The sequence below is a fragment of the Sphingosinicella sp. SM1-17 genome (genome assembly GCF_056821765.1).
In genome coordinates this window covers 3,248,299-3,272,544 of sequence record NZ_JBPDIO010000001.1, presented here as the reverse complement: position 1 = coordinate 3,272,544, position 24,246 = coordinate 3,248,299, and the positions used below count along the sequence as shown (strand labels likewise).

The window sequence follows — 24,246 nt, the reverse complement described above, 5'->3', positions numbered from 1 at the left end:
CGGGCGGCACAATGCTGCGACGCACCATGTCTAGTCGGCCGTGGCGGCCAATCCGGGCCGAAGAGAAGGGCGGGCCAAAGTCCCGCAGAAGAAAAGATGTACAATTCGCTCATCCGTAACGGACTGGTTGCAGGGACCTCCCTGCTGTTCGCCATCACTCCGGTTCGCTCCGCCTATCCAGATCAGAGCGGCTCCGCCGAACCGACAGAGGTCCAGGCGTCAAGCGGCAATCGCTCAGGCTCGCTGCAAGGCCGTTCGTCAGATTGTCGCTGTGCCCCCGCGTCGTCGACAGGTTCGGTGCTGGCGAACGCGACCGCTGACGAAGCGGCGATTCCCCAGTCAACCGCTCCGCCGGTTCAGGCCGCCACACCAGCGGCGATGGTCGCTGCCGCCATTGTCGACGCAAACGACACATTGGCCGCGGCGGAGCTCGCTCCGGGCGAGTTCATCTGGGCGCCGGAGCGGTCGAGCCAGGGTGAGGTAGAGGTCGTCGTCAGTATTCCGCTTCAGCGCGCCTATGTTTATCGCGGCGGGACGCTCATCGGCATCACCACCGTGTCGACCGGGCGCCGAGGTCATGAAACGCCGACCGGCACGTTCAACATCCTGCAGAAGCGGCGAGAGCATTATTCGAACCTGTACAACAATGCGCCCATGCCGTTCATGCAGCGGCTCACCTGGGACGGGATCGCGCTTCACGCCGGGCAGATTCCTGGCCGACCCGCGTCGCATGGCTGCGTGCGTCTGCCGCTGGCTTTTGCCCGCGAGCTGTTCGCGGTTACCCAGGTCGGCGCCTCGGTCCACATCATCCGGCAATCGCCCTCTGCCGGAGAGGCGCTGGCGATGGTTCGCGGAGCCGGTCTTTATGCCGGTATGGGCGGTCCCGATGAGGAAGCGCCGGTCGGCACCGACTGAGCCGCCTCAGAAGGCGGTTCGGCCATATTCCTGGCGATGGAACGGGTGCGAGGCGGAGAGGCCGCCATCGACGACCAGAGCGTGGCCGTTGACGTAGCTCGCCTCGTCCGAAGCCAGGAAGAGCGCGGCGTTGGCAATTTCCTCGGGCTGGCCGCCGCGCTTGAGCGGATTGAGGTGGCCGATCAGGTCTTCCTTTCCGGCCGCGCGCGCCATGTCGTAAATGCCCTTGGTCATTCCCGTTTCGATGAGTCCCGGGCAGATGGCATTGACCCGGATGTTGGCGCCGCACAATTGCGTCGCGGCAACCTGGACGAGCCGGATCACGCCGGCCTTGCTGGCTGAGTAAGCCGGACCGCCGGCACCCGCACGGAGGCCCGCGACCGAGGCGGTGGCGATGATCGACCCGCCGCCGCGGGCTTTCATTGCCGGCGCAGCATGCTTGACCGCCAGCCAGGGCCCGATCAGGTTGACTCGAAGGATTTCCTGCCAATCCTCGACGCTCTGCTCGAACAGCGATGCGAGGCCCCCTGAGATGCCGGCGTTGGCGAAGAAGATGTCGAGGCCGCCATGGTCGCCGATCGCTTTGTCCACGAGCCCTTTCACGTCGCCCTCGGTGCCTGCGCAGGCGGCAACGATGCCCTCGGACGCGTTGACGTCAGCCGCAACGACCTTCGCGCCTTCGCGGGCGAACAAGGTCGCCGTTGCCTTGCCGATACCCGACGCGGCGCCTGTGACGATCGCGACCTTTCCTTCCAGTCGGCCGCTCACAGGCCCACTCCGATGGTGCTCCCACCGTCGACGACGATCGCCTGGCCGGTCACGAAGGTCGAGGCTCGGCTGGCGAGGAACACTGCCGCTCCGGCAATCTCCTCGGGCTCGCCGATCCGCTGCATCGGAGTCATGCTCGTGACCATCTTCAAAGTCTGGGGATTTTCCCACAGAGCGCGGGCGAAATCCGTCCGGATCAGCCCCGGAGCAATGCAGTTGACGCGCACTTGATGGGGGCCGAATTCCTGGGCGAGATTCCGGGCGAGCTGGAAGTCGGCCGCCTTGGAAATATTGTAGGCGCCGATCACCGGGGAGCCCTTCAATCCGCCGATCGAGCTGACGATGATGATCGATCCTTCGCGCCGCTCGACCATCTCCGGAGCCACCAACTGGATCAGCCAGTGGTTGGAAATGATATTGTTGTCGAGGATCTTGCGGAACTGGTCGTCCGAGATCCCGGCCATCGGTCCGTAATAGGGATTGGAGGCAGCGTTGCAGACGAGCACGTCCACCTTGCCCCATTCCCGTTTCGTCGAGTCGACGAGGTTCTGGAGTTCCTCCTTGGAGGAAATGTTGGCGGGAACGACGATGGCCGATCCGGGATGCCTGGCATTGATCGCGTCGGCCGCCTCCTGGCAGGCCTCGGCCTTGCGCGAAGAGATCACCACCTTGGCGCCCTGATCGGCCATCGCTTCGGCGATCGATCGGCCGATCCCGCGTGAGCTACCGGTGATGATGGCGACCCTTCCGGTCAGGTCGAACAGGCTCATACTTTCTCCCTCAATCGAACACGATCACCGAGCGGGCGGCGTCGCCTTTCTTCATTCTCGCGAAGCCTTCATTGACCTGGTCGAGTCGGATCCTCTCGGCAACGATGGCATCGAGATCGAGGAGGCCACGAAGGTAGAAGTCGACCAGTCGGGGAATGTCGACCGGGAAGCGATTGGCGCCCATGAAAGCGCCCTGGAGCTTCTTGCCGGAAAGCAGGTCCATCGCTCCGAGGCCCACCTGATGGTCAAGCGGCATCATTCCGAGAATGGTGGCGGTCCCGCCGCGCCGAAGCGCCTTCACTGCCAGTTCTGCCGAGGCCGGTCGGCCGACGGCCTCGATCGCATGATCGACACCGCCCTTGGTCATTTCGACGATTTCGCCTGCCGCACCCTCGCTGGTCGGATCCACGACATCAGTGGCGCCGAGCCTTCGTGCGAGTTCGCGCTTTTCGGGCACTGGGTCCGCGGCAATGATCCGTCCCGCTCCGGCAATCTTCGCGGCGTTGATCGTCGCAAGTCCCACTCCGCCGCAGCCGATCACCGCGACGGACTCTCCCGGTGTCAGCCTTGCCGCGTTGAAGATGGTTCCGGCGCCGGTCGTGACGGCACAGCCGATCACTGCCGCCTTGTCGAGCGGCATCTCCGGATGGATCGCGACACAGGCATGCTCGTGAATCAACATGCCTTCGGCGAAAGCCGAGAGATTGAGCATCTGGTTGATCGGCTGACCATCGCCGCCGGTGATCCGCGGCGTGGAGCCGCGGGGCCGCCTCGTGTCTCCGCCGGGGCAGAGCGACATCCGGCCGGTGACGCAATATTCGCAATGGCCGCAAAAGGCCGAAAGACAGGTGACCACATGATCGCCGGGTTTGACGGTCCGGACCTCGCTTCCAACCGCCTCGACGATCCCCGCCGCCTCGTGACCCGGCACGCAGGGGAGGGGATGCGGATAGGTTCCCTCGATGAAATGGAGGTCGGAATGACACAGCCCGCAGGCGGAGGTGCGGATGCGCACCTCGCGCGGACCCGGATTGTCGAGCGTCGCTTCCTCGATCGCCAGTGGAGTGCCGGCCTGGCGAAGGACCGCCGCCTTCACGCCTGAGGCTCCACCGCATGCCTGGCATATTCGAGTTTCGCGATCGCACGGGCGTGGACTTCGTCCGGCCCGTCGGCGAGCCTCAGCGTTCGGATCCCGGCATAGCTCTTGGCCAGTTCGAAATCCTGGGAGACGCCGGCGCCCCCATGCGCCTGAATGGCATCGTCGATGATCCGGAGCGCCATGTTGGGAGCGTGAATCTTGATCATCGCGATCTCGCCCTTCGCGGCCTTGTTGCCGGCCTTGTCCATCATGTCGGCCGCCTTGAGGCACAGCAGTCGCGAGCATTCGATGTCGATCCGGGCCCGAGCGATCCTCTCCTCCCAGACGCTGTGCGAGGAAATGGGCTTGCCGAACGCGACTCGGCTTTGGAGACGGATGACCATCGCCTTCAAGGCTTCTTCGGCTGCCCCGATGGTCCGCATGCAGTGGTGGATCCGTCCCGGACCGAGCCGCCCCTGAGCGATCTCGAAGCCGCGTCCCTCACCCAGCAGCATGTTCGAGACGGGGATCCTGACGTTCTTGAGCTCGACCTCCATATGGCCGTGCGGCGCGTCGTCATAGCCGAACACGGTCAATGGGCGCTCGATCGTCACGCCGGGCGAATCGAGGGGCACCAGCACCATCGACTGCTGCTGATGGCGGGGATTGTCGGGATTGGTCTTTCCCATGACGATGGCCACCTTGCAGCGCGGGTCGCCAGCGCCCGAAGACCACCATTTGCGGCCATTGATCACATATTCATCGCCGTCGCGCCTGATTTCGCACTGGATGTTGGTCGCGTCGGAGGAGGCGACCGCGGGCTCCGTCATCAGGAAGGCCGATCGGATTTCACCGTTCATCAGCGGTCGAAGCCACTGCTCCTTCTGCTCTCGCGTGCCGTAACGGTGAAGCACTTCCATGTTGCCCGTGTCGGGCGCGGAGCAGTTGAACACCTCGGACGCCCAGCCGATGCGCCCCATCTCCTCGGCGCAGAGGGCATATTCGAGGTTGGTGAGCTGCGTTCCTTCGAACTGGAAGCTGTCGTCGACATGGGCGAGTGCCCAGCCCGGAGGCATGAACAGGTTCCACAGACCTTCCGCCTTGGCCAGCGGCTTCAGCTCCTCGATCACCTCGATCGGCTGCCACCGCTCGCCAGTGGCAAGTTGGTCCTTATAGTCCTTGGTCCGAGGGCGAATCCGAATCTCGATTAATTCCCGCACTTGGTCCCGGTAAAAACGTTCGCGTTCCGTAAGGTCAAAGTCCATCCGGTCGGATTCCCTCGCTGAGGCTGCCGGGCAAGGCTGCCAGAAACTCCCGATCTGCGCCAGTGGCGGGCTACCCGCGCGAGCCGGTCGGATGCGGCGGCGAGGCTAGCCCGGGCTGCACTCTCACCTCTGCACTCTCGCGAAGCGGACGACCTGCTGCTGCCGTGCCACTGTTCGCTCACCGGCTGGCGCGGCGCTGTCGGGATTGATAACCAGCATGCCGTGAGAGCCCTCATTCGCTTGCCATCGCTCACCCTGCTGGCCGCCTTTCTTTCCGGCTGCGCGGGCAATGTCGCCGACTATGTCGGTCCGCGATCCGACATCATCGACGGTCAGCTCACGCGCTATGGCCTCAATCTTCGTCAGACGCAGTGCGTGGCGGAGCGGCTCGGCGCCAGCCTGACCCCGCTTCAGCTCCGCCGCTTCCAGCGCGCCGCTTCCTCGGTTCGACAGGGCTATTTCGATCCCGACCGACTGACCATCCAGGACCTGATGCACGTGGCCGGATCGATGGGCGATCCACAGGTGCGGCTGGAACTCGCCCGAGCGGCGGCGAGCTGCGATGCGAGCGACGAGATCGTCCCTCGCCGTCAGGAGGCTTTACCGGCGCTAATTCCGGGCGCCGTTCGCCCCGGCAGCCTGCCGCCGCCATCCGGCGCTCCGGCCCCTCCCGGAAATGCCGTGACCTGGCTCAACCTGGGCAGCGCGGGATCGGGCCAGGGCATCGCCGTCGATGCGGGCTCCGTCGAACGCCAGCCTGGCTCCGGCAAGGCATGGTTCCGACTGATCAATCCGGACACGCCGCCGAGTGGAATCTCCTATCTGCTCCAGATCGACTGTCAGGCGCGGACGATCGCTGCGCTCGCCCGGCGAACTCATGATCCCGGTGGCACCATGACCGACTATCGCGAATACGGCCCTCCCGATTCCAATCCGCTGCCGGTGGAGGCCGACACGGTGATGGAGATCGCCTTTCTTTCCCTCTGCACGGGATGATCCAGGGCGAACATTTCGACGTTCTGATCGTCGGCGCCGGCCTTTCCGGAATTGACGCCGCCTACCACCTGCAGACTCGCTGCCCCGACAAGAAGTGGCTGATCCTGGAGGCGCGGGATCGCATCGGCGGCACCTGGGACCTGTTCCGCTATCCCGGAGTCCGCTCCGACAGCGACATGTACACGCTCGGTTTCCCCTTTCGGCCTTGGCGAGGCGACCGTTCGATCGCCGATGGCGATTCGATCCGCACCTATGTCGAAGACACGGCCCGCGAGTTCGGCATTGATCGGAGCATTCGGTTCGGTCACCGGGTCGTTCGGGCCTCCTGGTCCTCCGCCGAGGCGCGCTGGACAGTGGACGTCGAGGTGGAAGGCGAAGGGCGCCGGCTCACCTGCAACTTCCTGTTCCTGTGCAGCGGCTACTACGACTATTCGCAGGGCTATCGACCCGAATGGCCCGGGGAAGGCGACTTTGCCGGCCGGATGGTTCATCCGCAATTCTGGCCCGAGGATCTCGACCATTCAGGCAAGCGGGTCGTCGTGATCGGCAGTGGCGCCACCGCGGTTACACTCGTTCCCGCGATGGCGCGGAAGGCAGCGCACGTAACCATGCTTCAGCGTTCGCCGACCTATATCGTTTCGCGTCCTTCGCGCGACCCTCTGGCGCCCCGGATCGGCACCCGGCTGGCGCGCTGGAAGAACGTGCTGCTCGGGCTGTTCTTCTTCGATCGTGCCCGCAAGCGCCCCGACAAGGTGAAGCAGGCGATCGTGAAGATGGCCGCCGACGCGCTTCCGCCCGGCTATGACGTCCAGCGCCACTTCTCGCCCAGCTACGCCCCCTGGGACCAGCGGCTCTGCCTGCTCCCCGACGGCGATCTGTTCGATTCGATCCGGGCTGGCAGCGTTTCGGTCGTCACCGACACGATCGAGCGCTTCACGCCCGAAGGCCTGCGGCTGAGCTCGGGCATGGAGCTGCCGGCGGACGTCGTGGTAACCGCGACCGGACTGGTCGTGAAGCTCCTCGGCGGGATCGAGCTGTCGATCGACGGCGACCCGGTCAACGTCGCCGACCATGTGAGCTACAAGGGCATGATGCTCAGCGACGTGCCTAATCTCGCCGTCATATTCGGCTACACCAATGCCTCCTGGACCCTGAAGGCGGATCTCGCCTCGCGCTATGTCTGCCGGCTCCTCAGCCACATGGATGAGCATGGTTATGCCATCTGTGTCCCGCGCCTGCCCGAAAGCGGAATCGAGCGTCGGCCGATGCTCGACTTCAGCTCCGGCTATGTGAAACGGGCCGAATCTTTCCTGCCGGCTCAGGGGACCGAGGCGCCATGGCGAGTCCACCAGAACTACATCCGCGACCTGGTCATGATGCGCATCGCCTCCGTGACCGATCAGGCCATGGAGTTTCGAACGCCCCCGTTGACTCCTGAAAAGCGGCAAGGCAGTTGACGTTTACGTAAAGGAGAGGAGCCGTAATGACGGACCTTGAGTCATTCCGCCGGGAAACGCGCGCCTGGCTGGAGTCCAACTGCCCACCCGAAATGCGCGAGCCGATCCGCGACGAAACGGACCTGTGCTGGGGCGGGCGCAACCCGACCTTCAAGAACGAAGCGCAGAAGCGCTGGATGGAGCTAATGGCCGAGCGCGGCTGGACCGTTCCGGACTGGCCGGAGGCCTATGGCGGCGGCGGCCTGTCACCGGCCGAGACCAAGATCCTGCGGCAGGAGATGGCCCGGCTCGGTGCCCGAAATCCGTTGATGAGCTTCGGCATCTCGATGCTTGGGCCGGCTTTGCTCAAATATGGCACCGAGGCCCAGAAGAAGCGCTTTCTTCCCGAGATCGCGCGCGGCGAGATCCGCTGGTGCCAGGGCTATAGCGAGCCCAATGCCGGTTCGGACCTGGCGTCCCTCCAGACCCGGTGCGAGGACAGGGGCGATCACTGGCTGGTCAACGGGCAGAAGGTCTGGACCAGCTATGCGGACAAGGCGGATTGGATCTTCTGCCTGGTCCGAACCGATCCGGACGCTCCCAAGCATCAGGGCATCAGCTTCCTTCTCTTCGACATGGCGTCGCCTGGCGTGTCGACGAGACCGATTCTTCTCATTTCCGGCTATTCCCCCTTCTGCGAGACGTTCTTCGACGACGTGAAGGTTCCCAAGGACCAGATCGTCGGCGAACTGAACAGGGGCTGGGACGTCGCCAAATATCTGCTCGGCCATGAGCGCGAAATGATCAGCGGGATGGGTCTGGGTGGCCAGACCGGAGTGCTTGGAGAGGCGCTCAGGGACGCCGTCGCCGACGATCCCTTCCTTCGCGCCGACGTGGCCCGATTCGACGTAGAGGCGCTGGCTTTCCGGGCAATGAGCGAGCGCTTCATCGACGAGCTCAAGGCGGGCTTGGCCCATCCGGCCCAGCCCTCGATGATGAAATATGCCGGAACCGAGTTGAACAAGCGTCGCCACGAACTGGTCATGGCGGCTGGAGGCTCCAACGCCCTCGAATGGGAGAGCGACCGGTCCCGGAAGGGCAAGGCCGCTCGCGAGTGGCTTCGCACCAAGGCCAATTCGATCGAGGGCGGAACCAGCGAAATCCAGCTCGGAATCGTCGCCAAACGCATCCTCCAGCTTCCCGGAGCCTGATCCATGCCGCTCTACCTCAACGAAGATCAGGCGATGCTTCGCGATACCGCGCGCGGCTTCATGGCCGAGGAAGGTGCGATCACGAAACAGCTGCGACATTGGCGGGATCGGAACTGCCCCGACGGCTTCGGACATGGGCTGTGGAAGCAGTTCGCCGAGATGGGTTTCAACGGGATCCTCATCGAGGAAGCTGACGGCGGGCTCGGCCTTGGCCATGTCGAGGCCGGAATCGTGATGGAAGAGATCGGCCGCAACCTGACGCCCTCGCCGTTCCTGATGACTGCCGTCGCCTTCGTCGAAGCGCTCAAGGGAACGGCGGCGCGCGAACGCTGGTATCCCGGAATCCTGTCCGGCGACACGGTCGCCGCTCTGGCGATCGACGAAGGACCAAAGCATCGGCCGGAGTCGATCGCGATGCGGGCGGAGCGATCCGGCAACGGCTTCCGGCTTTCGGGCCAGAAGCAGTTCGTCGTGCAGGGAACGGCCGCCGACGTGATCCTTGTCGCAGCCCAGACCGATGACGGCTTGACCCTGTTTGCGGTCGAAAAGGGCGCAAGCGGGCTCGAGGCCGAAGGGGTCCGACTTGCCGACAGCAGCATCGGCGCTCGGCTCACTTTCCATCAGGTCGAAGTCGACGCCGACTCGGTTGTTGGCGAGGTGGGCGGTGGTGAAGCCGTGCTGAACCGGATGCTGAACGCCGGTCGATCGGCCGCTGCGGCGGAACTGGTGGGAGTCGGATCGGCCGCCATGGACATGACCGTCGACTATCTCAAGCAGCGCAGGCAGTTCGGGCGGCTGATCGGCGAGTTCCAGGTGCTTCAGCACCGGTCTGCACACCTTTATTCCGAGCTCGAAATCGCCCGGGCGGCGACGCTCAAGGCCCAGCAGCTGCTCGACGAAGAAGGCGCTGAAGCGGAGGCGATGGTCTCGGTCGCCAAGGCAAAGTCGGGGTGGGCGTCGACTCTTGCCGTTCAGGAGGGCGTTCAGATGCACGGCGGCATCGGCATGACCGACGAATTTGACATCGGCCTCTACATGAAGCGCGACCGGGTCCTGAACGAACTGTTCGGCGACCCGAACTACCATGCCGACAGGCTTGCGCGAATGAAAGGTTATTGATGCCGCTCGATCCGGAAACCTTCGATGCGCTGCTCGAAACCGTCCGCCGGTTCGTGGCCGAGCGGCTTCGTCCGCTGGAGGAGCGGGTCGCCGAGGAAGACGAAGTGCCCGACGGGATCGTTCGGGAAATGCAGGAAATGGGACTGTTCGGCCTCTCAATCCCTCAGGAATTTGGCGGGCTTGGCCTTTCCATGTCGGAGGAGGTTCGACTTGCGCTGGAGTTCGGGCGAACCACTCCCGCCTTCCGTTCGGTCTTCGGAACCAATGTCGGAATCGGCAGCCAGGGGCTGGTGATGGCAGGATCCGATGATCAGAAACGGCAATGGCTCCCGAGGATCGCGAGTGGCGAGATCATCACCAGCTTCGCGCTGACCGAACCGGGGGCAGGCTCCGACAGCGCCTCGGTTCAGACCCGGGCAGTGCGCGACGGCGACGTCTACCGGCTGAGTGGAACCAAACGGTTCATCACCAATGCCGACAAGGCCTCCTTGTTCACGGTGATGGCGCGAACGGGGGAAGAGGGTGCGCGCGGAGTCTCGGCCTTTCTGGTCCCCGCCGACCTGCCTGGGGTCAGCATCGGCAAGCCCGAGAAGAAGATGGGCCAGCAGGGCGCCCATGTCTGCGACGTGAACTTCGACGAGGCACCTGTGCCTGCCGTCAACCGCCTCGGCGAGGAAGGCGAAGGCTTCAAGATCGCGATGCGCGTGCTCGATCGCGGCCGGCTTCATATCGCCGCCGTCTGCGTCGGAGTGGCGGAAAGGTTGATTTCGGACTGCGTCGCCTATGCCAGCGAACGGCGACAGTTCGGAAAGCCCTTGGCCGACTTCCAGCTTGTCCAGGCGATGATCGCCGATTCCAAGACCGAGGCGATGGCGGCCAGGGCACTGGTGCTCGAAACGGCCGCGCTCAAGGATCAGGGGGCTCCGATCGTCCTCGAGGCCGCCGCCGCCAAATATTATGCCAGCGAGATGGTCGGTCGGGTCGCCGATCGCGCGGTCCAGATTTTCGGCGGTGCCGGCTATATTGCCGACTATGGGATCGAGCGGCTCTATCGCGACGTGCGCCTGTTCCGGATCTACGAAGGCACCAGCCAGATCCAGCAGCTCGTCATCGCTCGTGAAACTCTGAAGCGCGGCGGTTAACGGACGGGCCGAGGCGGCGGCTTAACCCCGCTTGAGCATGACGTTCATCTGCGCGGCCGCGATCGGCTTATCCCGGTGCTGCTGCCAGGCGTGCGCTTCGACATTGGCGACTCGATTGCCGAGCCGGGTCACGACGGCTGCGGCGAACGTGTCGTGATCGACACCGCCCCGCATGAAATTGACGGTGACATTGACCGGCTTCACCGTCACACCCTCGCGCGAACCCAATTGGTCGAAGAGCGCCCCCAGAGCGGCGAACTCCAGCAGCCCGGCGATCGCGCCGCCGTGAAGATAGCCCGGACGCCCGAGGACGACGTCGCCGAACGGCATGACGAACAGTCGCTCGCCCGATTGCGAGCGGTGGGTGCTGATGCCGAGAAAGCGGGCATAAGGCGGCAGCGGGTCCATCGGCCCGCCCTAGGTCAGGTCTGACGGCTCGTCTATGTCGCGCAAGGTTTCCCCCAGCTTCAACGACCAGCCAAGCGAGGCGATGCGATCGATCGTCGCTTCGGCCACGGTTGGCGTGCTCCAGCGAATGTCCTGGAACAGGGTCGGGTCGTACCGGCTCAAGCCCAGAAGCGCGTAGCCGCCATCTACGGTAGGGTGAATGAAGGCATCATGATCCCGAAGCGCCAGCGCCGCCGCTCGGAGCCGGTTTCGGTCGAGTTCCGGACAATCGGTACCGATCAGCAGCGCCTTTTCACCGAGAAGGATCGTCCGTTTCGCTGCGCGAGCGAGCCGTTCCCCCAGATCGCCCTCGCCCTGGCCGGTGAAGCGAAGGGGGGCATTCGGCAGGAACGATGTCCATTCCGCTTCCATCGGATGGGGTTCGGTACACAGTTCGGGAATGGCCATATTGGCCGCAAGCGCCTCGGCGACCGTGTCGAGGAGCATCTGGTGGGCAAGGCGAGCCGCGCCTGCCTCACCCAAAGCGGGGATGAGCCGGGTCTTCACTCGGCCAGGGAGTGGCGCCTTGGCAAAGATGATGATTCGAGCGTTCCTCATCGTCGCCGCCACCTGTGATAGCGCTCGGCCCAGGCGAGCAGCCGCTCCGGTTTGTGCGCCTTCTTGCGCTCGCCCGCCGCGAACTTGTTCGCTTCGGCCATGGTCGGATAAGCGTGGACCGTACCGAGCAGCCTGTCCAGGCCGATGCCATGCTTCATTGCCAGGACGATTTCGGCGATCATCTCGCCGGCATTGTGGGCGACGATGCTCGCTCCAAGGATGCGGTCGCGCCCCGGTTCGACAAGCAGCTTCACGAACCCGCCGCTCGCGCTCTCAGTCACTGCCCGATCGAGGTGGCTCAGTTCGTGCCGCACCACTTCATAGGGGACCTTCGCCGCCTGCGCGCTTTGCTCATTATGGCCGACATGGGCGATTTCCGGATCGGTGAAAGTCACCCAGGGCATGAAGCGATAGTCGACGCGGAAGCGCCGGAACCCGCCGAACAGCGCGTTCACGGCCGCGTGCCACGCCTGGTGCGAGGCGGCATGGGTGAATTGGTACGCGCCGGCCGCGTCGCCTACGACATAGATGTTGGGGAAGAGAGTTTGGAGGCAGTCGTTCACCTCCAGCATTTCTTCCGTGTCGATCCCCAGCGTTTCAAGACCTAGGCCGGCAAGTCGCGGCTTTCGCCCGACGGCGACCAGGATGTCGTCGAAGGGAAGGGCAAGCTCCGCGCCTCCGGCCCGCGCGATCAGGCTCTTCTGCTCGATCCTGACTGGCTCGTGGCTGGTGCGAAGATCCACGCCTTCGCTGCGTAGCGTCGAAGCGATGTAGTCGGCGACATCCTCGTCTTCCCGGGTCAGGATCCTGGAACCGCGAACGACCTGAGTCACGTGGCTTCCGAGGCGAGCGAAGGCCTGCGCCATCTCCACTCCAATGGGCCCGCCCCCGAGAATGAGCAGTCGCTTCGGCGGTGAGTCCCGACGCCCAAGTTCTTCCCACATCGTGTCGCTGGTGAGAAATCCGCTATCGCCAAGTCCCGGGATGGCGGGAATGGCCGGTTCGGCACCGGTGGCGATGACGATGGCCCGGGAGCTCAGCCGTTCGCCATTCACTTCGACGGTCCATGGGTCGAGGATCTTCGCTCGGCCCTGACGCACGTCAGCGCCAAGCCTGGTGTAGCGCTCGACACTGTCGGCCGGTGCGATGTGCGCGATGATCCGCTCGATCCGTCGCATGATTGCGAGCCAGTCGACACCGGGCTGCGCCGGTTCCAGCCCGAACCTGTCGGCATGGCGGATCTCGTGCGCCAGTCGGGCACTTCGGATCAGCGCTTTCGACGGGACGCAGCCGGTGTTGAGGCAGTCGCCGCCCATCGCTCCGGACTCGATCAGGGTCACCTTCGCTCGAAGCGTCGCGGCGATATAGGACGTCACCAATCCGCCCGCGCCGGCGCCGATGACGACGAGGTTGCGATCGAACCGCTTGGGCCGACGCCAAGCCTTGAACTGGCGCCGGCGACGCAGGCGGTCCGCCGCCCATTTGCCGAACAGGGGGAGCAAGCTCAGCAGCACCAGTGAACCGATCAGGCCTGGAGTGGCAATGTCCCCGAGCGAGCGGATCCGAGCGAGCTGAGTGCCCGCATTGACGTAGACCAGCGTCGCCGGAAGCATGCCGATCTGGCTGACCAGGGCAAATCTGAAGACCGACATCCGAGTGAGGCCCATTCCGAGATTGACCAGGAAGAAGGGCACCGCCGGGTTGAGCCTCATCGAAAGGAGATACAGGGTTCCGTCGCGTTCCAGCCCGCGATTGATCGGTGCCAGCCGTTGACCGAAGCGGCGTTCCACCCAGTCACGGAACAGGTAGCGGGAGCCGAGGAAGGCCAGGGTCGCGCCCATCGTCGAAGCGAAAGAGACAAGCAGCAGCCCCAGCCATAGATCGAAGATTGCGCCGCCGCTTAGGGTCAGGATCACCGCTCCGGGGATGGAGAGGGCCGTCATCGTGACATAGGCCAGGAAATAGATGGCCGCGACCGGCAGGGGTTCGCGATCGACTTGGCGAACCAGCATCTCCCGCTGTGCCTTGAGCGAATCCAGGCCAAGCTGGTCGGGCACACCGCTCCAGAAAATGGCCGTGAGCGCCGCTGCGACGAACAGCAGCAGCAGGACGCGGCCAAGAGGGAGTCGCTTCACCGCGCCCTCGTGCGCGAAAAGGCGATGTCGGGGCAAGAGCGCGACTCATCCTCCATTCACTATGTCCGCGGCAAGGTGGCGGGCGCGGCAGAGGCGTGGAGACGGACGACCATGAGGATCAGCAGGCGGGAATTGCTAGGCGGCGCCGGGGTGACCGGAATCGCCGCTGCCGCCGCCCTGCTCGCCGGACGCGGCTCGGAAGCTTCAGCCGAGACGTTCGAGATCAGCCTCACGCCTGACCAATGGCGCCGTCGGCTCAGCCCCGAGCAATTTCATGTGCTTCGCCGACAGGGAACGGAGCGCTCCGGCTCCAGTCCGCTCAATGCCGAGCATCGCCCGGGCACCTATCAGTGCGCCGGCTGCGGGCTCCCGGTCTTTCGATCGCAGGACAAATATGAGAGCGGCACCGGCTGGCCGAGCTTCACTCGACCGATTCGGGGAGCAGTTCGCACGCGTCCCGACAACACGCTCTTCATAAGCCGCACCGAAGTGCATTGTCGCCGCTGTGGCAGTCATCTCGGCCACGTTTTCGACGATGGCCCGCCACCGACCGGGCAGCGCTGGTGCATGAACGGGATTGCCCTGAAGTTCGTACCGGCCCGGGCCTGAAACGCGCATGCGCAGACTCCTGATCCTGGCGTTGCTGATCGTCACCGGAGCCGCTGCCGTGGCCGGAATGGTGGCATCGCGCTCCGGGCAGAGTTCCACCGGGACTGGCAAGGCGGACCGGGTGGCGACGGCGATCTTCGCCGGCGGCTGCTTCTGGTGCACCGAGTCTGACTTCGATCACATGGCCGGAGTTCTCGCCACGACCTCCGGCTATTCGGGCGGCCGGTTGGCCAATCCGAGCTACGAACAGGTTTCGGGTGGCGGAACCGGCCATATCGAGGCGGTCAGAGTGGCGTACGATCCGGCCCAGGTCAGTTATGCCACGCTCGTCGACCGATTCTTCCGAACGGTCGATCCCCTCGACTCAGGCGGACAGTTCTGCGACCGCGGTTATCAATATCGGTCGGCCATCTTTGTCGGAAGCGAAGCGGAGCGGCGGATCGCCGAGTCAGCCAAAGCCCGCGTCGAGCGGCAGCTTGGGCGAAGCGTTGCCACCCTGATCCTGCCGGCGCGCAACTTCTATGCCGCCGAAGACTATCATCAGGATTATTATCGCAAGAACCCGGTACGATATCGCTTCTACCGCTGGAATTGCGGCCGCGACCAGCGCATTCAGTCGATATGGCAAGCCGCGCGCTGAACTCTTCGCCTTCGCCCTTCCAAGTGGCTGGGGCGCCTCCACTGGATCCCGCCAAGTTCCGCGATCCGAACCAGACCGCCAAAGGCGAGCGGAGGGCGTGGGTGTCCCTCGAGCGGCTGGACACCTTGTGGCTTAACACTGGGACCTTGTGCAATCTCGCCTGCAAGACCTGCTATATCGAGAGCTCACCCACCAATGATTCGCTCGCTTATCTGACCCTCGAAGATGCCGAGCCCTATTTCGCCGAAGCCCGGGCAATGGGCGTTCGCGAAATTGGCTTCACCGGTGGCGAGCCGTTCATGAACCCGGACATGATCGCCATGATGCGTTCGGCCCTGGCCAGCGGGTTCCGGCTTCTGGTCCTCACCAACGCGATGCGGCCGATGCGGCGTTTCGAGGCGGCGTTGACAGCCATGGCGGCCGAAGCCGGCGACCGGCTCGTGATCCGGGTCAGCCTCGATCACTACACGGCGTCGGTTCACGAAGCGGAGCGCGGAATCGGCACCTGGCTCAAGGCCCTGGATGGGCTGAAATGGCTGTCCGAAACGGGCTTTCACCTGGCGGTTGCGGGGCGAAGGCTTGGCGCCGAAGGCGAAGAGGACGCGCGCGCGGGCTACGAACGCCTGTTCGGTGAGCTCGGTGTGCGAGTCGATTGCGGCCTGGTGCTGTTCCCGGAAATGGATGCATCGGCCGATGTGCCGGAGATCACCGAATCCTGCTGGGGGATATTGGACGTTTCGCCTAGCCAGATGATGTGCGCATCGAGCCGCATGGTCGTGAAGGCGAGGGGGGCCGCGCGCCCTCATGTCGTTGCCTGCACCTTGCTGCCCTACGATCCTGCTTTCGCGCTCGGCGAGAGTCTTGGCTCTGCGACATCGGCCGTTCCGCTGAATCACCCCCATTGCGCACGCTTCTGCGTCCTGGGCGGCGCGAGCTGTTCCGGCTGAGCCGGGTTACCGATGCTGTCCGTCGTCATTCCGACCTTGAATGCCGGCGCCTATCTGCGCGACTGCCTGGAGCGGATGAAGTCGGCCGACGAAATCCTGGTGGTCGACGGCGGGTCCAGCGACGATACCGTCGGCATTGCCGAGGCGGCCGGCGTCCGACTGATCCTTGCGCCGAAAGGCCGGGGGAGCCAGCTTCGCTCCGGAGGAGAGGCGGCGAAGGGAGACTGGCTGCTCTTCCTCCACGCCGACACGCTTCCGGGACATGGCTGGCGGGAAGCCGTCGAGGCGCATGTGCAAAGCCAGCCGGGAATGGCAGCCTGCTTCAGGTTCCGGCTTGCCGACCGGGCCTGGCAGGCCCGGCTGCTTGAGCGCACCGTGGCGGCCCGGACGGGGCTTCTGGCGCTGCCTTATGGCGATCAGGGTCTGCTCGTCCCAAGGCCGCTCTACGATCAGATCGGGGGTTATCGGCCGGTGCCGATGATGGAAGATGTCGACATCGTCCGCCGGATCGGCCGGCGGCGGCTGGCGGTTCTCGACGCGGATGCCTTCACCAGCGCTGAGCGTTGGAGGCGCGAAGGCTGGTGGCGCCGTTCAGCGCGGAATCTCGGCTGTCTCGCTCTCTATGGCTTCGGGATGAGTCCCGAGAAGATCGCGAGATATTATGGTTGAGGGTTGGATAACCGGCGACAGATCGCGTCCAGACGTGCGGTCATCGCCGGATCACGGGCCTGTGGCGCGGTTATGACGGCATGATCGAGGCAGGTATCGATCGGCGAGGGCGGTCTCTCTTTCGGCAGTCGGCGTGCCAGTTCCACGACCAGCCGTCGCGCCGTATCGGCATTGGCTCGAAGCTGCGCGACGATCGCGGAAACCTCGACCGCCTCCTCGCTTTCGCGCCAGCAGTCATAGTCGGTGACCATCCCCACCAGTGCGTAGGGCATCTCCGCCTCCCGAGCGAGCTTTGCCTCCGGCATTCCCGTCATTCCGACGAGGTCGCATCCCCACTGCCGGTAAAGATGACTTTCGGCCCGAGTCGAGAATTGCGGTCCCTCCATCGCCAGATAGGTGGCGCCGCGACTGACCTGTGCGCCTGCCGCTTCCGCTGCCGTTGCGGCCAACTCGGATAGCCTGGGACAAACCGGATCGGCCATCGACACATGAGCGACGAAGCCGGGCCCGAAGAAGCTCTTTTCACGGGCGAAGGTACGATCGACAAACTGGTCGACAAGGACGAACCGGCCGGGCGAGAGCGCCTCCCGCAGTGAACCGACAGCCGATATTGCCAGGAGATCGGTGCAGCCGGCCCGCTTCAGCGCATCCACATTGGCTCGCGCATTGACCGCACTCGGCGGGAGCCGGTGGCCGCGTCCATGCCTTGGCAGGAACACGAATTTCACACCTTCGAGGCGGCCGATCAGGAGTTCGTCCGAAGGCGCCCCCCAGGGCGTGTCGACCGCGATCCACTGGGCGTCCTCCAGTGCATCGATTTCGTAAAGCCCGGAGCCGCCGAGGATCCCGATCGTCCATTCACTCATGGGCCACCCTTAGTGAGCGATCAGAATGATCCGCAAGTCGTTGACGTTGGTTGAAGTCGGCCCGGTATGGAACTGCCGGCCGATCGACTCGAGAAAGGTCCCGCTGTCGTTCGCGGCGAGGGCTTCCGCTGCCCGCTCGGCAAGGGTGCCATCGAACAGCGCCCCATCGATGAAGGCACCGGCTGCACCACTGGTTCCGTCCAGGCCGTCCGTATCGGCTGCAAGTCCGACGATGTCGGCCCGTCCGGCGAGGCTCGTCGACGCGGCAAGCGCATATTCGTGATTGCGTCCTCCACTTCCCGGCCCGGTTACGCGGCAGACAAGCTCACCCCCGGAAATGAGCGCCGATCCAGGCGGGGCGTCCAGCGCCAGCCGAGCATGCTGGCGGCCGAGACTTGAAGCGTCGCCGGTACATTCGCCGAGCACGACCGGACGATAGCCGATCTGTTCCGCTTGCCGGGCCGCAGCGGCGATCGCATCCGCCGATCGTGCCACGATCCGGAAGTCCGATTCGAGGCGCGCCGGAGTCTCCGACCAGCCCATCATCGGGGCGGGAATAGCGTATCGATCAAGCACCGCCTTGGCATCCGCAACGGTGGTCGGATCTCCAACAGTCGGTCCGGAGCCGATGTCCTCGGGCCTATCTCCAGGCACGTCGCTGATCGCGAGCGTCAGCAGCCGCCCCGCCACGGCCTGGCCGAGTCGCCCCCCTTTGATCTGCGACAGATGCCGACGAACGCAGTTGATCTCGCCAATTGCGGCGCCGGAGCGAAGAAGGGCGGCGGATAGTCGCTGCTTGTCAGAGAGTTGCAGGCCTTTACCGGGCAGGCAGGCGAGCGCCGATGCGCCGCCGCTCAGTAGCGCGAGAACGAAATCGTCCGGCTGCGACGACCTGGCCAGCGCGATCAGTTGCCGGGCGGCTTCGACGCTCGACTCGTCGGGCAGCGGATGCCTCGATTCGAACCGCCGAAGCCGACGCAGGCGCGCCGATACGCCCTGCGGGATGACGGCCAGCCCCAGGAGATCACCGTCGAAATGATCTTCCACGGCGGCGGCCATGGCCCCGGCCGCCTTGCCGACTGCGAGGATGATCATCCGTCCAGTTTTCTGAGGCAGATAAGCCGGCAGAAGATGTTCAGGACGGCAGGCTTGCACTCCCGCCCAGAAGATGCGTTCCAGATCCTGCCTCATCGACTCTTCCTGTTCGATCTTCTGCGGACTAGCAAAGGGGAGTGCTGACCAGGGCGACGAGGCGGAAACTTTGGCTGATCCTGCTCCGGGTCATTCTGGTCGTGATCTCCTTGCCGCTCACCTATTTCCTTGCTGCCCTCATCCTCGGCCTGGTGCCGGCGAACGTCTCCTGGCGCGAGGCTCAGCGTGGAGTGACGATCTTCGTTCGAACCAACGGCGTCCACACTTGGATCGTCATGCCCAAGGTGAATGCGATCATGGACTGGCGCCCCTTTGTCCCCGGCGAACATGTCCGCGACCCGCGCTGGGGCAATGCCGACCATGTCGCGGTCGGCTATGGCAACCGCGAATTCTACCTGAACACACCGACATGGGGAGACCTTACCGTCAGCCGGGCCTTCCACGCTGCCTTCGGCGGAGGACGCACCCTGCTCCACGTCGAGCACGACCACGAACCTCGGCCTGACGAGTGGCAGCGGCCGATCACGATCAGCCCCGACCAGTATCGGCGGCTCGTCACTTATGTCGGCGCCCGATTCGAGCGCGATTCGCGTGGCTCGACGATTCCGCTGGTCGGTCGGGGCTACAGCGACTGGGACATGTTCTACGAAGCCAGAGGCGGATACAGCTTCGTCCTGACTTGCAACGAGTGGACCGGCCGGGCGCTCCGCGCCGCCGGCGTTCGAACGGGCGTTTGGACGCCTCTCTCGCAGAGCATCATGTGGCGGCTGGACTGATTCCTCGTCAGACGAGGAGCGCCCCGGCGACAGGAAGCACCTAAGCCACGGCCGTTGCGGCCGGCGCGCGCAGCGCCTAGTTACCGAAGCGCAACAACTTCTGCACAGGGGAGCGGAAAATGGCGAAGATACTCGGAAACTTCCACCTCGCCCTCGTCATCGGGATCTTTCTTCTGATCGTCGCCATGTTCGGGCTGCACGGCGAGGCAATCGGAATGGAGGGCTATTGGGCGCAGTGGCTTCGCTTCCTCCATGTCCTCGCCGGGATCCTCTGGATCGGGCTGCTTTACTATTTCAACTTCGTTCAAATCCCGACCATGCCGAAAGTGCCGGCGGAGCTGAAACCTGGGGTGACCAGATATATCGCGCCGGCCGCCCTGTTCTGGTTTCGCTGGGCCGCGCTCGCCACCGTCGTCCTCGGCTTCCTGGTCGGCGAGCTTCAGGTGCCCGGCTATGCGGCCGATGCGCTTGGCCTTCAGGAAGGCTTCAGGACGATCGGCATCGGCATGTGGCTGGGCCTGATCATGGCGGCCAATGTGTGGTTCATCATCTGGCCCAACCAGAAGAGGGCACTCGGAATTGTCGAGGCCGATGACGCGTCGAAGGCCCGTTCGGCGACCACGGCGATGATGGCCTCGCGAACCAACCTGATCCTGTCGGTCCCGATGCTCTACTGCATGGTTGCCCAGACGCATATCGGCGGCTGATCGGGGAGGCCTGGGCGGCCAATGTTCGGCCCGGGCCCGTCCTGTGTGCGAGAATCGAGATTGCCCGTGTTCGATACCTATTCGAAGATCTTCGAAGAACGGGCCAATCTCTACGACGCGGCCATGACTTTGGCGCCGGAAGCGCGCCGGGCTGAGTTCGAAATGATGGTGGCGCCGCTGCCGAGGTCAGGCAGAGTGCGGCTGTGCGACGCCCCTGCGGGGGCAGGCTATCTCTGGCGCTATGTCGAACCGCTGGATGTCGACTATTTCGCCGTCGAGCCTAGCCGGGCGTTCCTCGCTCGAATCCCCGACCGGCCGGAGGTCACGGCGCTGAACTGCCGGTTGCACGCCCTTAAACTCGAAACGGAAAGCGTGGATTGCCTGGTCAGCCTCGCGGGGCTTCATCACGAACCTGACCTGCCAGTGATCTTCCGCGAGTTCCGGCGAGTCCTCCGGTCCGGTGGAACGGCCGTGATCGCCGATGTCCAGGCAGGCAGCGCGGCCGACGAATTCCTCAATGGCTTTGTCGCGGCTCATAATCCGATGGGTCATGACGGGAGATTCCTCGACGGAAACACAGCGCGATTCCTTACCGGTGCGGGCTTCACCATCGAGGAGGATCGCGTTCTCGATCTTCCCTGGATCTTCGCCAGCAGGTCGGTCATGGCGGAGTTCCTTCGTCTCCTGTTCGGCGCCGTCGACGCCAGCGCGGATCAGGTGGCCGAGGCCGCTGAGAGAATCCTGGGTGTTCGCGACCATCCGTCAGGCATAGCCCTGACCTGGCCTCTGCGAAGGCTCGTCTGCAGCCGCTAGTTGATCGGGCGAGCCGCGAGTTGCGGATCGAGCTACTCACCCAAGCGGATAACGCTCGACGGGAGAGTAGACAGCCCCGTCCGGAGTCAGCTGGCTTTCGTACAGACCGAAAGCCTCCACTCGGAACGGCGGGCTCGACAGTCCGCCCGATTGCTCAATCAGGTTGCCGACAGTACCCGAGGAACGTTTCAGCCGTGCCAGGGTGATGTGCGGCATATAGGCACGCTGCTCCGGTGGAAGTCCCACTCTGGCCACGGCCTGGTCGATCTTCTTGTGCAGGCTTCTGAGCGGCTCGTGCGGCGTCACTCCCGCCCAGACGACCTCCGGCTGACCGCGCCGGTCGAAGAGCCCGAGTCCGCTGATCGCGATTTCGAAGGCGGGGTGGTGAATCGCCCCAAGCGCGGCGAGGATGTCGCCCGCCTGATGCCGGTCAACTTCGCCAATGAAGCGAAGCGTGAGATGGATCTGTTCATCGGTCTGCCAACGAGCGCCACTGATTCCGCCCATCGCGTTCAGAAGCAGGTCGCGAATCGGGCGCGGCGGTCGAATGGCCACGAAGAGGCGGTGCATGGACTTGACACTAGCAGAGGCCGATCCCGTGATCACGAGGTCGATCCCACTACGCCAGCAGCAGGAGTGGCAGCAAAGAAGCCCGGTTTTGCGTCGCTTTCCGGAACGACCCCGGTCCGGTTTTGCTTGAAATGGACCCGCTTTCCTCCGATATTCGGAGAGCATGGCGGACGTCTCCGCCGAGAGAGGGAGTTTTGACAAATGGCCAACTGGTCTGACCCGCGGATCGGCGGCGCTGCGCCGGCTAGCACGGCCGGCCGTGCGGAGGTCGCGTTCGACGCCGGCCTCAGGTCGCACATGCTGTCGGTCTACAACTATATGACCTCGGGCGTGCTTCTGACGGGCATCGTCGCCCTCCTGTTCGCCCAGGGCGGCGAGAATTCGATCGCCTTCCAGATCTTCGCCAATGGCGGTCTGCTCGCCTGGGTGATCATCCTCGCGCCGCTCGCGCTGGTGATGATCATGAGCTTCGGAATCAACCGGATCTCAACCGGCGCTGCTCAGGCTCTTTTCTGGACCTATGCCGCGCTCATGGGCGCCTCGCTGTCGACGATCTTCCTCGTCTACACGCCGGGTTCGATCGCTACCGCCTTCTTCGCGACCGCGGCCGGCTTCGCCAGCCTGAGCCTGTGGGGCTACACGACGAAGCGCGACCTTTCCGGAATGGGCACGTTCCTGATCATGGGGCTGTTCGGCCTGATCGTCGCGATGCTGATCAACCTGTTCTGGCAGAACAGCGTGTTCGATCTGGCGATCAGCGCCATCGGCGTTCTGATTTTCGCCGGACTGACGGCCTACGACACCCAGAAGATCAAGAGCATGTACTTCTCCGTTGCCGGTACGGACTTCCACGGCAAGGCAAAGATCATGGGCGCGCTGACGCTCTATCTCGACTTCATCAACCTGTTCCTCTTCCTGCTCCGCTTCCTCGGCAATCGGGAATAAGCGGCAGCCGAGAGGCGCGATCAGGGGCCCGGCGGCAACGCCGGGCCCCTTTCTTATGCGCGGCCGCGAAGATGACGGTCGAAGAATCCCAGAGTCGTCGCCCACGCCCGGCGGGCGGCCTCTTCGTTGTAGCGGGCGGCCGAGGTGTCGTTGTGAAAGGCGTGTTCGACGCCGTGATAGTTGATCGCGCGCACGTCCTTGCCCGCGTTGCGAAGCGCGGCAATCCACGGGAGGGCGGTTGCGTTCACCCGCTCGTCCCGTTCCGCCAGGTGGATAAGCAGCGGTGCCTGCACCCTCGGCGCCTCCGCCGGCGACGGTGCCGGTCCGTAGAAGGACACACCCGCGGCGAGCGCATCGCCAGCCGCCACGGCGAGGCGGTTGACCATCGCGCCGCCCCAGCAGAAGCCGAGGATTCCGACCTTGCGCGAACCGTCGTCGCCCGCAGCGCTCGAGCGGATCGTCGCGTCGCCGTCGGCGACGATCTCCGCCATGTCGAGCTGGCCGATCAGGGTTCGGGCACGATCCTCGTCCGCGGGTGTGCCTCCGGCCGTGCTCAGGAAGTCGATGGCAAGAGCCGAATAGCCGGCCAGTGCGAGCCGCCGCGCAACGTCGCGGATATGCTCGTTCAGTCCGCGATTCTCGTGGATGACGAGAATGAGCGGCAGGCCCGTTCGGCCCACCGGCGCGACGGAATAGCCCTTGTAGCGCCGGCCGGGACGAGGCTCCCACTCCAGGGTTCGGGCGGTCAGTCGTCGATCGTCGGCGGCGATCCGCGGCACCGCCTGGGCATCGGCGGCGATGCTGGACAGGAGGACGGAAGCGGCGGCCGCACCTCCCGCGATCCGCGTGAGTTCGGCCATGAACAGGCGGCGGTCCAGAGGCGGGTCGGACCGCTCCCGACAGTCCGAGATTGCTCCTGGTGAGCGATCGACCTGCCTCTCTGCATGCGTGAACCGGTCGTAGAGCGCGATTGCGGCGCGGCGGCGATCGTTCATGCGCTCTGTGCGTCCTTTTCCTTGGGCATCGCGGCCTCGTCCAGCTCGCGTGCTCGGATGGCTGCCGGGCGGGACTGCAAGCGGCCGAAATAGTCCTCGAAGGCAGGACGCTTGTCGATCACCCCGAACATCATTCCCCAGCCGATCTGCGAGCCGACATAGACGTCGGCCGCGGTGAACTGTTCGCCACAGATGTAGGGTCCGTTGCGTATCGCGGATTCAAGACAGTCGATCGCCTCCTCGAAGCTGCCGTAACCGGCCATGGCCTTCTTGTCCGGTGGCGCGAGCAGTCCCAGCGCCTTTCCCGTCACGGCCGCTTCGACGGGCCCCGCCGTGAAGAACAGCCAGCGATAATAGGTGCCGCGCATCGGGTTTCCGGGTGACGGCGCCAGTCCCCGGTCAGGGAACATGTCGGCAAGGAAGGCGCAGATCGCGGCGCCTTCCGTGACCACCGTCTCGCCATATCTGATCGCGGGAACTTTCCCCATCGGGTTGATGGCGAGATAATCCGGCGATTTCATCGTCGTACCGTAATCGAGAAGCACCGTTTCGTACGGCTCGTCGACCTCTTCGAGCATCCAGCGGACGATCCGTCCGCGTGACATCGGATTGGTGTAGAAGGTGAGGGTCTCGGTCATCGGCGTGCCTCCTCGCATTCAGCGCGCAACCTAGCCATCCTTCATGACGGGGAAAAGAGAAGGCCCCCATGCTGGGGGC

The 24,246-nt window shown here is 64.6% G+C and carries 26 protein-coding genes; 14 read left to right on the top strand and 12 right to left on the bottom strand.

Going from position 1 to position 24,246, the window contains the following annotated elements; genetic code table 11:
* Positions 1–96 precede the first annotated feature (96 nt).
* Positions 97–915, top strand: coding sequence for a L,D-transpeptidase family protein (locus ACRYLT_RS16450; protein WP_482665159.1), 819 nt, complete (start codon positions 97–99; stop codon positions 913–915).
* 6 nt (positions 916–921) lie between these two features.
* Here ACRYLT_RS16450 and ACRYLT_RS16445 read toward each other — a convergent pair whose 3' ends face one another.
* Genes ACRYLT_RS16445 through ACRYLT_RS16430 form a run of 4 tightly spaced genes read right to left on the bottom strand, consistent with a single transcriptional unit; the run spans position 922 to position 4,796 of the window.
* Positions 922–1,683, bottom strand: coding sequence for an SDR family NAD(P)-dependent oxidoreductase (locus ACRYLT_RS16445; RefSeq protein WP_482665158.1), 762 nt, complete (start codon positions 1,681–1,683; stop codon positions 922–924).
* The gene (locus ACRYLT_RS16440) at positions 1,680–2,453 is read right to left on the bottom strand and encodes an SDR family NAD(P)-dependent oxidoreductase (RefSeq protein WP_482665157.1); all 774 of its coding nucleotides are present in this window, start codon (positions 2,451–2,453) and stop codon (positions 1,680–1,682) included. The genes ACRYLT_RS16445 and ACRYLT_RS16440 overlap by 4 nt, the downstream gene beginning before the upstream one ends.
* A gap of 10 nt (positions 2,454–2,463) precedes the next feature.
* Entirely contained in the window at positions 2,464–3,549 is a 1,086-nt protein-coding gene (locus tag ACRYLT_RS16435) for a Zn-dependent alcohol dehydrogenase (protein WP_482665156.1), read from the bottom strand.
* Positions 3,546–4,796, bottom strand: coding sequence for an acyl-CoA dehydrogenase family protein (locus tag ACRYLT_RS16430; RefSeq protein WP_482665155.1), 1,251 nt, complete (start codon positions 4,794–4,796; stop codon positions 3,546–3,548). Before ACRYLT_RS16430 ends, ACRYLT_RS16435 begins: the two co-directional genes overlap by 4 nt.
* A gap of 222 nt (positions 4,797–5,018) precedes the next feature.
* Here ACRYLT_RS16430 and ACRYLT_RS16425 point away from each other — a divergent pair, with 222 nt between their 5' ends.
* The 5 genes from ACRYLT_RS16425 to ACRYLT_RS16405 are packed head-to-tail and all read left to right on the top strand — an operon-like array spanning position 5,019 to position 10,700.
* Positions 5,019–5,792 (top strand): hypothetical protein, encoded by a 774-nt coding sequence (locus ACRYLT_RS16425; RefSeq protein WP_482665154.1) that lies wholly within the window; start codon positions 5,019–5,021, stop codon positions 5,790–5,792.
* Positions 5,789–7,249, top strand: a complete 1,461-nt coding sequence (locus ACRYLT_RS16420) for a flavin-containing monooxygenase (protein ID WP_482665153.1) — start codon at positions 5,789–5,791, stop codon at positions 7,247–7,249. Before ACRYLT_RS16425 ends, ACRYLT_RS16420 begins: the two co-directional genes overlap by 4 nt.
* A gap of 26 nt (positions 7,250–7,275) precedes the next feature.
* On the top strand, positions 7,276–8,439 hold the full coding sequence (locus tag ACRYLT_RS16415) for an acyl-CoA dehydrogenase family protein (RefSeq protein ID WP_482665152.1): 1,164 nt from the start codon (positions 7,276–7,278) through the stop codon (positions 8,437–8,439).
* A gap of 3 nt (positions 8,440–8,442) precedes the next feature.
* On the top strand, positions 8,443–9,558 hold the full coding sequence (locus tag ACRYLT_RS16410; RefSeq protein WP_482665151.1) for an acyl-CoA dehydrogenase family protein: 1,116 nt from the start codon (positions 8,443–8,445) through the stop codon (positions 9,556–9,558).
* Positions 9,558–10,700, top strand: a complete 1,143-nt coding sequence (locus ACRYLT_RS16405; RefSeq protein WP_482665150.1) for an acyl-CoA dehydrogenase family protein — start codon at positions 9,558–9,560, stop codon at positions 10,698–10,700. Before ACRYLT_RS16410 ends, ACRYLT_RS16405 begins: the two co-directional genes overlap by 1 nt.
* Positions 10,701–10,721: 21 nt before the next feature.
* On the opposite strand, the gene ACRYLT_RS16400 is transcribed toward ACRYLT_RS16405, so the two are convergent.
* Genes ACRYLT_RS16400 through ACRYLT_RS16390 form a run of 3 tightly spaced genes read right to left on the bottom strand, consistent with a single transcriptional unit; the run spans position 10,722 to position 13,840 of the window.
* Positions 10,722–11,108, bottom strand: coding sequence for a PaaI family thioesterase (locus ACRYLT_RS16400; RefSeq protein WP_482665149.1), 387 nt, complete (start codon positions 11,106–11,108; stop codon positions 10,722–10,724).
* Between the two features lie 9 nt (positions 11,109–11,117).
* The gene (locus tag ACRYLT_RS16395) at positions 11,118–11,705 is read right to left on the bottom strand and encodes a TIGR04282 family arsenosugar biosynthesis glycosyltransferase (protein WP_482665148.1); all 588 of its coding nucleotides are present in this window, start codon (positions 11,703–11,705) and stop codon (positions 11,118–11,120) included.
* Positions 11,702–13,840, bottom strand: coding sequence for an FAD-dependent oxidoreductase (locus tag ACRYLT_RS16390; RefSeq protein WP_482665147.1), 2,139 nt, complete (start codon positions 13,838–13,840; stop codon positions 11,702–11,704). Before ACRYLT_RS16390 ends, ACRYLT_RS16395 begins: the two co-directional genes overlap by 4 nt.
* Positions 13,841–13,951: 111 nt before the next feature.
* Between ACRYLT_RS16390 and msrB the strand changes: the two genes are divergently transcribed.
* From msrB to ACRYLT_RS16370, 4 genes are read left to right on the top strand one after another with little or no spacing between them, the layout of a single operon-like run.
* A complete protein-coding gene (gene msrB / locus ACRYLT_RS16385) occupies positions 13,952–14,449 on the top strand; it encodes a peptide-methionine (R)-S-oxide reductase MsrB (protein ID WP_482665146.1) in 498 nt (165 codons plus the stop codon).
* A 7-nt stretch (positions 14,450–14,456) separates the two neighbouring features.
* Positions 14,457–15,089: a peptide-methionine (S)-S-oxide reductase MsrA gene (gene msrA, locus ACRYLT_RS16380; protein ID WP_482665145.1), complete on the top strand. Its 633-nt coding sequence runs from the start codon at positions 14,457–14,459 to the stop codon at positions 15,087–15,089.
* Positions 15,071–16,036, top strand: a complete 966-nt coding sequence (locus ACRYLT_RS16375) for a radical SAM protein (protein WP_482665144.1) — start codon at positions 15,071–15,073, stop codon at positions 16,034–16,036. Before msrA ends, ACRYLT_RS16375 begins: the two co-directional genes overlap by 19 nt.
* A gap of 12 nt (positions 16,037–16,048) precedes the next feature.
* Positions 16,049–16,705: a TIGR04283 family arsenosugar biosynthesis glycosyltransferase gene (locus ACRYLT_RS16370; RefSeq protein WP_482665143.1), complete on the top strand. Its 657-nt coding sequence runs from the start codon at positions 16,049–16,051 to the stop codon at positions 16,703–16,705.
* Here the strand turns inward: ACRYLT_RS16370 and ACRYLT_RS16365 are convergent.
* Together ACRYLT_RS16365 and ACRYLT_RS16360 are read right to left on the bottom strand one after the other, a co-directional pair.
* Positions 16,696–17,571, bottom strand: a complete 876-nt coding sequence (locus ACRYLT_RS16365) for an S-methyl-5'-thioadenosine phosphorylase (protein ID WP_482665142.1) — start codon at positions 17,569–17,571, stop codon at positions 16,696–16,698. The genes ACRYLT_RS16370 and ACRYLT_RS16365 overlap by 10 nt on opposite strands.
* 9 nt (positions 17,572–17,580) lie before the next feature.
* On the bottom strand, positions 17,581–18,762 hold the full coding sequence (locus tag ACRYLT_RS16360; RefSeq protein WP_482665141.1) for a glycerate kinase type-2 family protein: 1,182 nt from the start codon (positions 18,760–18,762) through the stop codon (positions 17,581–17,583).
* Between the two features lie 41 nt (positions 18,763–18,803).
* Here ACRYLT_RS16360 and ACRYLT_RS16355 point away from each other — a divergent pair, with 41 nt between their 5' ends.
* The 3 genes from ACRYLT_RS16355 to ACRYLT_RS16345 all read left to right on the top strand — a co-directional run bounded on the left by ACRYLT_RS16355 (position 18,804) and on the right by ACRYLT_RS16345 (position 21,019).
* On the top strand, positions 18,804–19,499 hold the full coding sequence (locus ACRYLT_RS16355; protein ID WP_482665140.1) for a TIGR02117 family protein: 696 nt from the start codon (positions 18,804–18,806) through the stop codon (positions 19,497–19,499).
* A gap of 119 nt (positions 19,500–19,618) precedes the next feature.
* Entirely contained in the window at positions 19,619–20,206 is a 588-nt protein-coding gene (locus tag ACRYLT_RS16350; RefSeq protein WP_482665139.1) for a urate hydroxylase PuuD, read from the top strand.
* Positions 20,207–20,272: 66 nt separating this feature from the next.
* Positions 20,273–21,019, top strand: a complete 747-nt coding sequence (locus ACRYLT_RS16345; protein ID WP_482665138.1) for a class I SAM-dependent methyltransferase — start codon at positions 20,273–20,275, stop codon at positions 21,017–21,019.
* A 36-nt stretch (positions 21,020–21,055) separates the two neighbouring features.
* Here the strand turns inward: ACRYLT_RS16345 and thpR are convergent, their stop codons facing one another.
* Entirely contained in the window at positions 21,056–21,589 is a 534-nt protein-coding gene (gene thpR / locus ACRYLT_RS16340) for an RNA 2',3'-cyclic phosphodiesterase (protein WP_482665137.1), read from the bottom strand.
* Between the two features lie 201 nt (positions 21,590–21,790).
* On the opposite strand from thpR, the gene ACRYLT_RS16335 reads away from it, so the two are divergent.
* Positions 21,791–22,534 (top strand): Bax inhibitor-1/YccA family protein, encoded by a 744-nt coding sequence (locus tag ACRYLT_RS16335; RefSeq protein ID WP_482665136.1) that lies wholly within the window; start codon positions 21,791–21,793, stop codon positions 22,532–22,534.
* A 53-nt stretch (positions 22,535–22,587) separates the two neighbouring features.
* Here ACRYLT_RS16335 and ACRYLT_RS16330 read toward each other — a convergent pair whose 3' ends face one another.
* On the bottom strand, positions 22,588–23,529 hold the full coding sequence (locus tag ACRYLT_RS16330) for a dienelactone hydrolase family protein (protein WP_482665135.1): 942 nt from the start codon (positions 23,527–23,529) through the stop codon (positions 22,588–22,590).
* Positions 23,526–24,167 (bottom strand): glutathione S-transferase family protein, encoded by a 642-nt coding sequence (locus tag ACRYLT_RS16325; protein ID WP_482665134.1) that lies wholly within the window; start codon positions 24,165–24,167, stop codon positions 23,526–23,528. The genes ACRYLT_RS16330 and ACRYLT_RS16325 overlap by 4 nt, the downstream gene beginning before the upstream one ends.
* Between the last annotated feature and the right edge of the window lie 79 nt (positions 24,168–24,246).

Bases quoted from the DNA above. Each gene is read 5' to 3' on its own strand.
- ACRYLT_RS16410 (WP_482665151.1), top strand. From the start codon at position 8,443: ATGCCGCTCTACCTCAACGAAGATCAGGCGATGCTTCGCGATACCGCG.
- ACRYLT_RS16360 (WP_482665141.1), bottom strand. From the start codon at position 18,762: ATGAGGCAGGATCTGGAACGCATCTTCTGGGCGGGAGTGCAAGCCTGC.
- ACRYLT_RS16370 (WP_482665143.1), top strand. From the start codon at position 16,049: ATGCTGTCCGTCGTCATTCCGACCTTGAATGCCGGCGCCTATCTGCGC.
- ACRYLT_RS16415 (WP_482665152.1), top strand. From the start codon at position 7,276: ATGACGGACCTTGAGTCATTCCGCCGGGAAACGCGCGCCTGGCTGGAG.
- ACRYLT_RS16395 (WP_482665148.1), bottom strand. From the start codon at position 11,705: ATGAGGAACGCTCGAATCATCATCTTTGCCAAGGCGCCACTCCCTGGC.
- ACRYLT_RS16440 (WP_482665157.1), bottom strand. From the start codon at position 2,453: ATGAGCCTGTTCGACCTGACCGGAAGGGTCGCCATCATCACCGGTAGC.
- msrA (WP_482665145.1), top strand. From the start codon at position 14,457: ATGCGCAGACTCCTGATCCTGGCGTTGCTGATCGTCACCGGAGCCGCT.
- ACRYLT_RS16330 (WP_482665135.1), bottom strand. From the start codon at position 23,529: ATGAACGATCGCCGCCGCGCCGCAATCGCGCTCTACGACCGGTTCACG.
- ACRYLT_RS16335 (WP_482665136.1), top strand. From the start codon at position 21,791: ATGGCCAACTGGTCTGACCCGCGGATCGGCGGCGCTGCGCCGGCTAGC.
- thpR (WP_482665137.1), bottom strand. From the start codon at position 21,589: ATGCACCGCCTCTTCGTGGCCATTCGACCGCCGCGCCCGATTCGCGAC.
- ACRYLT_RS16325 (WP_482665134.1), bottom strand. From the start codon at position 24,167: ATGACCGAGACCCTCACCTTCTACACCAATCCGATGTCACGCGGACGG.
- ACRYLT_RS16405 (WP_482665150.1), top strand. From the start codon at position 9,558: ATGCCGCTCGATCCGGAAACCTTCGATGCGCTGCTCGAAACCGTCCGC.
- ACRYLT_RS16350 (WP_482665139.1), top strand. From the start codon at position 19,619: ATGGCGAAGATACTCGGAAACTTCCACCTCGCCCTCGTCATCGGGATC.
- msrB (WP_482665146.1), top strand. From the start codon at position 13,952: ATGAGGATCAGCAGGCGGGAATTGCTAGGCGGCGCCGGGGTGACCGGA.
- ACRYLT_RS16450 (WP_482665159.1), top strand. From the start codon at position 97: ATGTACAATTCGCTCATCCGTAACGGACTGGTTGCAGGGACCTCCCTG.
- ACRYLT_RS16420 (WP_482665153.1), top strand. From the start codon at position 5,789: ATGATCCAGGGCGAACATTTCGACGTTCTGATCGTCGGCGCCGGCCTT.
- ACRYLT_RS16375 (WP_482665144.1), top strand. From the start codon at position 15,071: ATGGCAAGCCGCGCGCTGAACTCTTCGCCTTCGCCCTTCCAAGTGGCT.
- ACRYLT_RS16365 (WP_482665142.1), bottom strand. From the start codon at position 17,571: ATGAGTGAATGGACGATCGGGATCCTCGGCGGCTCCGGGCTTTACGAA.
- ACRYLT_RS16400 (WP_482665149.1), bottom strand. From the start codon at position 11,108: ATGGACCCGCTGCCGCCTTATGCCCGCTTTCTCGGCATCAGCACCCAC.
- ACRYLT_RS16430 (WP_482665155.1), bottom strand. From the start codon at position 4,796: ATGGACTTTGACCTTACGGAACGCGAACGTTTTTACCGGGACCAAGTG.